Annotated in this window: 7 protein-coding genes; all 7 read left to right on the forward strand. The window is 65.9% G+C overall.

Annotated features, from left to right (window positions below; genetic code table 11):
* Positions 1 to 926 (forward strand): sugar ABC transporter permease (locus QN345_RS11345; RefSeq protein ID WP_323508665.1); only part of this gene is annotated, 926 nt, incomplete at its 5' end.
* Positions 927 to 928: 2 nt separating this feature from the next.
* Positions 929 to 1,837, forward strand: coding sequence for a carbohydrate ABC transporter permease (locus QN345_RS11350; RefSeq protein WP_134446850.1), 909 nt, complete (start codon positions 929 to 931; stop codon positions 1,835 to 1,837).
* Positions 1,837 to 4,191 carry an alpha-xylosidase gene (gene yicI / locus QN345_RS11355; RefSeq protein ID WP_322188492.1) on the forward strand — a complete coding sequence of 785 codons (2,355 nt, stop codon included), beginning with the start codon at positions 1,837 to 1,839 and terminating at the stop codon, positions 4,189 to 4,191. Before QN345_RS11350 ends, yicI begins: the two co-directional genes overlap by 1 nt.
* Positions 4,188 to 5,633: a GH1 family beta-glucosidase gene (locus tag QN345_RS11360; RefSeq protein WP_322188490.1), complete on the forward strand. Its 1,446-nt coding sequence runs from the start codon at positions 4,188 to 4,190 to the stop codon at positions 5,631 to 5,633. Before yicI ends, QN345_RS11360 begins: the two co-directional genes overlap by 4 nt.
* A 356-nt stretch (positions 5,634 to 5,989) precedes the next feature.
* Entirely contained in the window at positions 5,990 to 7,111 is a 1,122-nt protein-coding gene (gene chvE / locus QN345_RS11365) for a multiple monosaccharide ABC transporter substrate-binding protein (RefSeq protein WP_134446856.1), read from the forward strand.
* 117 nt (positions 7,112 to 7,228) lie between these two features.
* Positions 7,229 to 8,758 (forward strand): multiple monosaccharide ABC transporter ATP-binding protein, encoded by a 1,530-nt coding sequence (mmsA, locus tag QN345_RS11370; RefSeq protein ID WP_322188488.1) that lies wholly within the window; start codon positions 7,229 to 7,231, stop codon positions 8,756 to 8,758.
* 6 nt (positions 8,759 to 8,764) lie between these two features.
* Positions 8,765 to 9,952, forward strand: a complete 1,188-nt coding sequence (gene mmsB / locus QN345_RS11375; RefSeq protein ID WP_134558033.1) for a multiple monosaccharide ABC transporter permease — start codon at positions 8,765 to 8,767, stop codon at positions 9,950 to 9,952.
* Positions 9,953 to 9,966: the final 14 nt, after the last annotated feature.

A 9,966-nucleotide genomic window follows, 5' to 3' on the forward strand; every position in this document is an offset into this window, starting at 1 on the left:
GCCGCGCACCCGTGCAGAGCCTCATCCCCGGTGCGGGCGGCAAGGGTTTCTGGCTCTACCTCGTGCCGGGCCTGCTCCTGCTCACCATCATCGTCCTGGTTCCGCTGGGCTGGAACTTCTTCCTGACCTTCACCAAGTACCGCGGTATCAAGCCTCCGGTCTGGATCGGCCTGGACAACTGGACCAAGCTCTTCGGCGACGACGTGTTCTGGACCTCGTTCGGGAACTCGATCGCCATGATCGTGGCCATGGTCGTCGTCCCAACCCTGCTCGGCCTCGTGCTCGCGGCCATGCTCTTCGACCTCGTCGGCAAGAAGTTCGGCGGCAAGATCGCAAGCTTCCTCCGCGCCACCTACTACCTCCCGCAGATCCTGCCGACCGTGATCGCGGCGATCGTGATCGGCTGGATCCTCCGCCCGGAGAACGGTGCCCTCAACCAGGTGCTCGGCGCCATCGGACTCAGCGGCCTCGAACACAACTGGCTCGGCAGCCCGGACACCGCGATGGCCTGCATCATGGTCATCATGATCTGGGTCCAGCTCGGCTACCCGATCGTGATCTTCATGGCCGCACTCCAGCGCGTCGACCCGGAACTCTACGAGGCTGCGGAGCTCGACGGCGCCAACTGGTTCCAGCGGTTCCGCGCCATCACCGTCGGCATCATCCGCCCGGAGATCTTCGTCGTGACTCTGACCTGCACGATCGCAGCCCTCAAGGTGTTCGGCCCGATCTACGCCCTGACCCGCGGCGGGCCGGGCACATCGACCATGGTGCCGAGCTACTACTCCTACAGCGAGTTCTTCCAGAACCAGCAGGTCGGCTACGGCGCAACGATCGCAACGGCCCTGACCGTCGTGGTCGCCATCGTCGCGATCATCTTCATCACTTTCCAGACCCGGCTCGAGCGCCAGGACGAGGAGCGCTAGCCATGACTACCCTGACCGACAAGATCCGTCCCCGCCGCGATTCCGGCGCCCCGGAACCCAAGCCGCTCAAGCTGCCCAAGGTGCACACCCGCAAGACCACCGGCGACTGGGTCATCCTGTTCATCGCCATCATCATCGGCCTGTTCATCGCGATCCCGTTCGTGATGATCGTGATCAACTCCTTCAAGTCTCCGGCCGACTACAACAGCTCCGGCCCCCTTGCCCTGCCGAGCAACCTCTACTTCGACGGCATCATCAACTTCTGGACCAGGGTCAACTTCCCGGAGAAGCTCTGGAACAGCGTCGTCATCTCGAGTGTCGTCGCCGTGGCCGCCGTGCTGCTGTCGATGTTCAACGCCTACGCGATCGGGATCGGCCGCATCCGCGGTCGGACCTGGATCGTCGTCCTCATCCTGCTCGCCAACATGGTGCCGCAGGAGGCCCTGCTCTACCCGCTCTACTTCATGTTCAAGCAGGTCGGCCTCTACGACAACATCTGGGCCGTCATCATCATCTTCACGGTCATCCAGAGCGCCTTCGGCACCTACCTGCTGTCGAGCGTCTACGGAACCTTCCCGAAGGAACTCCTCGAGGCGGCCTCCCTCGACGGCGCGAGCCGCTGGCAGATCCTCTGGCGCGTCGTCTACCCGATCAGCCGGTCGACCCTCGCGGTGCTCCTGATCTTCTTCTTCATCTGGACCTGGAACGAATTCCTGATCCCGTTGACGTTCCTGGTCAGCAACGCGAACCAGACGGTCCCGGTCGCGATCAGCGTGCTGCAGGGCGATCGCCTGATGGACGTCACCACCACGAGCGCATCCGCATTGCTCGGCCTGCTGCCGACGCTCGTCTTCTTCCTCATCTTCCAGCGCACGCTGACGCGTGGCATTACCGCAGGAGCAGTCAAGTAATGAAGTTCACCGATGGATTCTGGCACGTGCGACCCGGCGTCACGCCGCTCTATGCGCAGGAGGCGTACGACCTCGAGGTCGTGCCCTGCGCGACGGGTGACGGCGACGCACTGCGGATCGACGCCCCCACCAAGGTCATCGCCCACCGCGGCGACGTGCTCAACCGTGCCCTGCTCTCGGTGACGCTGTCCTCCCCGCTGCCCGGCGTGATCCGGGTGCGGGTGGCCAAGAACACCGGCGGAGCCACGGAGCCCGGGTTCGAGCTCGACGGCGCCGTCACCGGCAGCGGCATCGTGTCCGTCGACGCGGACGGTGGGACGGTCACGAGCGGCCCCCTGACCGCGCGCATCGACAGGGGGAGCCCCTGGAGCCTCCGCTTCGAGGCCGACGGGCGCACCCTGACCGAGAGCGGGCCGAAATCGATCGGCTACCTGCAGCTCGCCGACGGCGCGCCGATCGCGGCGGAACCCACCGGGGTCTCCGGCGTCACGGAGACCGGGCTCGCCGCCGCATCCGCTTACGTGCACGCGCGGCTCGGGCTCGGCGTCGGCGAACTCGTCTACGGTCTCGGCGAACGCTTCGGCCCTCTCGTGAAGAACGGCCAGACCATCGACATCTGGAACGCCGACGGCGGCACCTCGAGCGAGCAGTCCTACAAGAACATCCCGTTCTACCTCACCAACCGGGGCTACGGCGTGCTCGTCAACCACGCAGAGCACGTCTCCTTCGAGGTCGGCACCGAGTCGGTCGAACAGGTGCAGTTCTCCGTCGCCGGAGAGTACCTCGAATACTTCGTGATCTACGGGCCGACGCCCAAGGACGTGCTCGGCCGCTACACGGAGCTGACCGGGCGCCCGGCCCAGGTACCGGCCTGGTCGTACGGCCTCTGGTTGTCGACCTCGTTCACGACCCAGTACGACGAGGCGACGGTCAACTCCTTCATCGACGGCATGGCCGAACGCGACCTGCCGCTCTCGGTCTTCCACTTCGACTGCTTCTGGATGCGCGAATTCAACTGGACCGACTTCGAGTGGGACCCGCGGGTGTTCCCGGACCCCGAGGGGATGCTCGCCCGCCTGCACGGCAAGAACCTGCACGTGAGCGCCTGGATCAACCCGTACATCGCCCAGCGCGCCCCGATCTTCGCCGAGGCCCAGGCGGCCGGCTACCTCGTGAAGAGGGTTGACGGCTCCGTCTGGCAGTGGGACTTCTGGCAGGCAGGCATGGGCCTCGTCGACTTCACCAACCCGGATGCCGTCACCTGGTTCCAGGGCAAGCTGCGGCACCTGCTCGACCAGGGCGTCGACGCCATCAAGACCGACTTCGGCGAGCGGATCCCGCTCGACGTGGTCTGGCACGACGGTTCAAGCCCGGAGCGGATGCACAACTGGTACACCCAGCTCTACAACGCCGCCGTGTTCGAGGTGCTCCAGGAGCACCACGGCGTCGGCGACGCCGTTCTGTTCGCGCGCTCCGCGACCGTCGGCGGCCAGAAGCAGCCGGTGCACTGGGGCGGGGACAACTCCTCGAGCTACGAGTCGATGGCGGAGACGCTGCGCGGCGGGCTCTCGCTCGCCCTCTCGGGCTTCGGGTTCTGGAGCCACGACATCGGCGGCTTCGAGGGCATGCCCAATGCGGCCGTGCTCAAGCGCTGGCTCGCCTTCGGCCTGATGTCGAGCCACTCCCGCCTGCACGGCTCCACGAGCTACCGGGTGCCGTGGCTCTTCGACGACGGCACGGAGGAACCGGGCCAGAGCGCCGTCGACGTCACCCGTCGCTTCACGAAGCTCAAGCTCTCGCTGATGCCCTACCTGTACCAGGTCGGCCTCGAGGCGCACCGCACCGGCATCCCCTTCATGCGACCGATGCAGATCGAATTCGCCGGCGACCCCGCGGTCGACTATCTCGACCGCCAGTACCTGCTCGGCCACGACCTGCTCGTCGCTCCCGTCTTCAGCGAGGCCGGCGACGTGTCGTACTACCTCCCCGCCGGGACGTGGACGAACTACCTGACCGGCGAGACCGCGGCCGGACCGGCCTGGCGCCGCGAGACCCACACGTTCGACAGCATTCCGTTGTGGGTGCGGGAGGGTGCTGTGCTCGCGACGGGCGCCAGGGACGACCGGCCGGACTACGACTACACCGATGACGTCCTGATCACGGTCTATCCCGGCGGCGACGCCACCAGGACCGTGCTCGTGTCGGATCCGCTCGGCGATTCCGTCGTGACCTTTACGATTGTGGAAGACGGCGACGGGGTCACGGTGCAGAGTGACTCGGACGCCGCGTTCCGCGCCAGGCGCGCGGGAGGCGACACCTCAGCATCCGCGAATCGAAAGGCCACCCTCTCATGACCGATTCCCGCCAGGGCAACCCGGACTACCGCGACTCGGGGCTGGAGTTCCCCGCCGGATTCGTGTTCGGTTCGGCGACGGCCGCGTACCAGATCGAGGGTGCCTTCGATGAGGATGGCCGCGGCCCGTCGATCTGGGACACCTTCAGCCACACGCCCGGCGCGATCCTGAACGGTGACACCGGCGACAAGGCGAGCGACCACTATCACCACCTCGAGGAAGACCTCGACCTGATGCAGCGGCTGGGCCTGCACGCGTACCGGTTCTCGATCTCGTGGTCCCGGATCCAGCCCACCGGCCGCGGCCCGGTCAACGAGAAGGGCCTCGCGTTCTACGAGCGGCTCGTCGACGGGCTGCTCGAGCGCGGCATTCGTCCGATCGCGACGCTCTACCACTGGGACCTCCCGCAGGCCCTGGAGGACGAGGGCGGCTGGACCAACCGCGAGACCGCGTACGCGTTCGCCGAGTACGCGCGGATCATGGGCGCGGCTCTCGGCGACCGGATCGACACCTGGACGACGCTCAACGAGCCGTGGTGCTCCGCGTACCTGGGCTACGGCTCCGGGGCGCACGCGCCCGGTCGAACCGACGGTGCGGAGGCGTTGACCGCGGTCCACCACCTCAACCTCGCGCACGGGCTCGCGATCATGGAACTCCGGAAGGTCGTCACGAACGACCCGGACTTCTCGATCACGCTCAACCTGCACGTCGTGCGAGGCGAGGGCCCCGGTGGGCCAGAGGCCGTTCGGCAGATCGACGGCCTCGGCAACCGGGTCTTCCTCGGCCCGTTGCTGAAGGGCGAGTACCCGGCGGATGTCCTCGCCGACACCGCAGTGATCACCGACTGGTCCTTCGTGCGGCCCGGCGACACCGAGATCATCCACCAGCCGATCGACGTGCTCGGCGTCAACTACTACTCGACCACGCGAGTGCGGCTCTGGGACGGCGAGGCCCCGCGCCAGAGCGCCGACGGCCACAAGGACGCCGCCGGCTCTCCCTGGCCCGGCGCCGACCGGGTCGAATTCGTGCAGCAGGCCGGCCCGTACACCGATATGGGCTGGAACATCGAGCCCGCGGGCCTCGAGGAACTGCTCGTGTCGCTCAGCGAGGAATTCCCGGACCAGCCGCTCATGATCACCGAGAACGGCGCAGCCTTTCCGGACACCCTCGTGCAGGAAGCGGACGGCCCCGCCGTGCACGACCCGCTGCGCACCGACTACCTGCAGCGGCACTTCACCGCCGCACACCGGGCCCTCGCGCGCGGCGTCGACCTGCGCGGGTACCAGGTCTGGTCGTTCATGGACAACTTCGAGTGGGCCTATGGCTACTCGATGCGGTTCGGCATCGTCTACGTGGACTACGACACCGAGGTGCGCACCCCCAAGGACAGTGCCCTCTGGTACGCGAAGCTCGTCGCCACGGGAATCATCCCCGCCGCCTGATCCCCGGAGGCTGATCCCGCCGCCTGATCCCGCTACCTTTCCGGTCGAGAGTGCCCGTTTCCGCGGTCGCTCTCGACCGGAAGGGTCACTCTGGCGCGCCGGGAAAACCGTGCACGCGCACGGTTTTGCGGTTTGGTGCAACAAATTCGGTTCCGGCCCTGAATTCTCACGTTGTAATTGCCAGATCTGCGTCCCTGGCCCAAAAGAGGGGGTGACTCGGGGCCGAATCCTGTTATATGTTGGATGCGTCAACATAAGCGCGTGTCGCCATGTTGATGACAGCGTTACAAGGGGGTAATGGTGGTTTTCCTGCCGCCTCCTCGTGCGATCACAGCATTCAGAGCAGAAAGCAGATCATGACGAAAACCAAGAGGCTGTTCACGATTGTCGCTACGGGGGCCGTTGCGCTCTCGCTCGCGGCGTGTTCAACGGCCACCACATCAGGGACCGGAAGCACCACGGCAGCAATCGCGGACTGCAACGTCGGCATCTCGATGCCCACGAGAAGCCTCGAGCGCTGGATCAACGACGGCGAAGGCCTCAAGACCAAGCTCGAAGGGGCCGGCTGCACCGTCGACCTTCAGTACGCCGACAACAAGACCGACCAGCAGATCAGCCAGATCCAGAACCAGGTCGCCGGCGGGGCCAAGATCCTCGTCGTCGCAGCGATCGACGGCAAGGTACTCGCACCGGCACTCGCCGACGCGAAGAAGCAGGACGCCACGGTCATCGCCTACGACCGCCTGATCAACGGGACCGCCGACGTCGACTACTACGCGACGTTCGACAACTACAAGGTCGGCCAGCTCCAGGGGCAGTTCATCGAGAAGGAACTCGGCCTCAAGGACGGCAAGGGTCCGTTCAACCTCGAGCCCTTCGCCGGCAGCCCCGACGACAACAACGCCAAGTTCTTCTTCTCCGGCGCATGGGACGTGCTCCTGCCCTACGTGACGAGCGGCCAGCTGGTCGTCCCGAGCGGCAAGGCTCCGAAGACGAACGACGCGTGGACCACGATCGGAATCCAGGGCTGGGCGTCCGACAAGGCACAGGCCGAGATGGACAACCGGCTCTCCTCGTTCTACGGCAACGGCGCCAAGGTCAACGTCGTGCTCTCCCCGAACGACAGCCTCGCGGTCGGCATCGAAGCCTCCCTGAAGTCGGCCGGCTACACCGCAGGCACCGACTACCCGATCATCACGGGCCAGGACGCGGACAAGGCGAACGTCAAGGCCATCCTCGCGGGCACCCAGTCGATGACCGTCTGGAAGGACACCCGTACCCTGGGCGCCCAGGTCTTCACGATGATCCAGTCGATCGCGGCCGGCACAACGGTCGAGGTGAACGACACCAAGACGTACGACAACGGCAAGAAGGTCGTCCCGTCTTACCTGCTGGCCCCTGAGGTCGTCACGAAGGACCTCGTGCAGACGAAGCTCATCGATTCCGGGTTCATCAAGGCATCGGACGTCGGCCTCTAAGCCGTACCGAAGAAACCGAATTCCGTACCGACTGCGGTGGTGGCGGGGCCCTGGGCTTCGCCACCACCGTGGTCGGTACGCACCCGAACGACGTATTCGCTGACAGGAGCGACACACATGAACGGTCCGATTCTTCGGATGATCGACATCGGGAAAGACTTCAGCGGGGTCAAAGCCCTCGACTCAGTCACCCTCGAAGTCGAGCGCGGCAAGGTGCACGGCATCTGCGGTGAGAACGGCGCAGGCAAGTCGACGCTGATGAAGGTGCTGAGCGGCGTCTACCCGCACGGCAGCTACGACGGCACGATCGAATTCGAGGGGGAAGAGGCCCAGTTCAGATCGATCAACGACAGCGAAGCGGTCGGGATCGTCATCATCCACCAGGAACTCGCGCTCAGCCCGTACCTCTCGATCGCGGAGAACATCTTCCTCGGCAACGAGAACGCCACCCGCGGCGTCATCGACTGGAACAAGACCAACCTCGAGGCCGCGAGCCTGCTCGCCCGGGTCGGTCTCGACGAGAACCCGGCCACGAAGGTGCTCGAGCTGGGCGTCGGCAAGCAGCAGCTCGTGGAGATCGCCAAGGCGTTGTCGAAGCGGGTCAAGCTCCTGATCCTCGACGAGCCGACCGCGGCTCTCAACGACGAAGACTCCGACCACCTGCTCGACCTGATCGAGCACCTGCGGGGCCAGGGCATCACGAGCATCATCATCTCCCACAAGCTCAAGGAGATCCGCCGGATCGCGGACACGGTGACCGTGATCCGGGACGGCAAGACGATCGAGACGATCGACATGCACGGTCCCGACGCGACCCAGGCCCGCATCATCCGCTCGATGGTCGGCCGCGACCTCAACAGCATGTTCCCGCCCAGGGACCCGAAGATCGGCGCAGAGATCCTCCGGGTCGAGGACTGGAACGCGTACCACCCGGTGGACATCGGCAGGAAGATCGTCGACAACGCCTCGTTCACCGTGCACGCGGGCGAGGTCGTCGGCTTCGCCGGGCTGATGGGCGCGGGCCGCACCGAACTGGCCATGAGCATCTTCGGACGCTCGTACGGCACCAACATCACCGGCCGGGTCTTCAAGAACGGCACCGAGATCTCGGTGCGCACGGTCGACGAAGCCATCCGCAACGGAATCGCGTACGCGACGGAGGACCGCAAGAAATACGGGCTCAACCTGATCGGCGACATCACCGTGAACGTCTCGGCGGCGGCGCTGGCGACCCTCGCCCGGTTCGGCGTGATCGACCGCCACCGCGAGTACAAGGTCGCGGACGACTACCGCAGGCGGATGAACATCAAGGCGCCGAGCGTCTCGTCGATCACCGGCCAGCTCTCCGGCGGCAACCAGCAGAAGGTCGTGCTGTCGAAGTGGGTCTTCACCGGCCCCGACGTGCTCTTCCTCGACGAACCGACCAGAGGCATCGACGTCGGCGCCAAGTACGAGATCTACGGCATCATCAACGAGCTCGCCGCGGCAGGAAAGGCCGTCGTCGTCATCTCCTCCGAACTACCGGAGCTTCTCGGCATCTCCGATCGCATCTACGCGATCTCCGAGGGTCGCATCACCGGCGAAGTCGCCGCGAAGGATGCCACCCAGGAAAGCCTCATGCACCTCATGACTGCGGGAAAGGACTAGACCGCAATGACCACCACCACCCCAGCCACGCGCAAGCCCCGGCTGGCCATCAACTTCCGCCAGTACGGCATTCTCGCCGCGCTCGTCGTCATCATCGTTCTGTTCGAAGTGCTCACGAAGGGCCGGCTGCTGCTGCCCGGCAACGTGAACAACCTCATCCAGCAGAACGCCTACGTGTTGATCCTCGCGATCGGCATGGTCGTCGTGATCATCGCCGGCCACATCGACCTCTCGGTCGGCTCCGTCGTCGCCATGGTCGGTGCGGTCTCGGCCATCGCGACGAACCAATGGGGCTTCCCGTGGTGGGCGGCCGTGTTGCTCGCCCTCGTCGTGGGTGCGGTCGTGGGCGCCTGGCAGGGCTTCTGGATCGCCTTCGTCGGCATCCCCGCCTTCATCGTGACCCTCGCCGGCATGCTGATCTTCCGCGGCCTCACGCTCGTCCTGCTGACCGGTGGCACAATCAGCGGGCTGCCGGACTCCTTCACGGCGATCGGCGCAGGTTGGTTGCCCGGAGTGCTGGGTGAGCTCGGCGGACGGGACACCCTGACTCTCGCCCTCGGCGCCATCACCTGCATCGCCCTCGTCGCGCAGCAGCTGCGCACCCGTGCGACCCTGCGGCGCCTCGAGCTGCCCATGGAATCCGTCGTGCAGATGGCCGTCAAGTCCGGCATTGCGGTCGTCGCGATCATGTGGCTGGCCTGGCTTCTCTCCGGCTACCGCGGCACCCCGATCATCCTGATCATCCTCGCCGTCCTGATTCTCGGCTACACGTTCATGCTGAACCAGACGGTCTTCGGCCGTCACGTCTACGCGATCGGCGGCAACCTCTTCGCCGCCATGATGAGCGGCGTGAAGACCAAGTGGGTCAACTTCTACGTCTTCGTCAACATGGGCGTGCTCGCCGGACTCGCCGGCGTGGACAGCACGGCCCGCGCAGGCGGCGCCGTGGCTTCGGCAGGGCAGAACTACGAACTGGACGCCATCGCCGCGGTCTTCATCGGCGGCGCAGCCGTTCAGGGCGGCGTGGGAACGGTCGTCGGAGCCATCGTCGGTGGCCTCGTGATGGGTGTCCTGAACATGGGACTGTCGATCCTCTCGGTGGATGCCGCGTGGCAGATGGCCATCAAGGGTCTCGTCCTCCTGCTCGCGGTCGCGTTCGACATCTTCAACAAGCGGCGCAGCGGAGGACGCTGACCCCGGGGCGCGGG

The organism is Cryobacterium sp. 10I1, from assembly GCF_035019805.1.
Classification (GTDB): domain Bacteria; phylum Actinomycetota; class Actinomycetes; order Actinomycetales; family Microbacteriaceae; genus Cryobacterium; species Cryobacterium glucosi.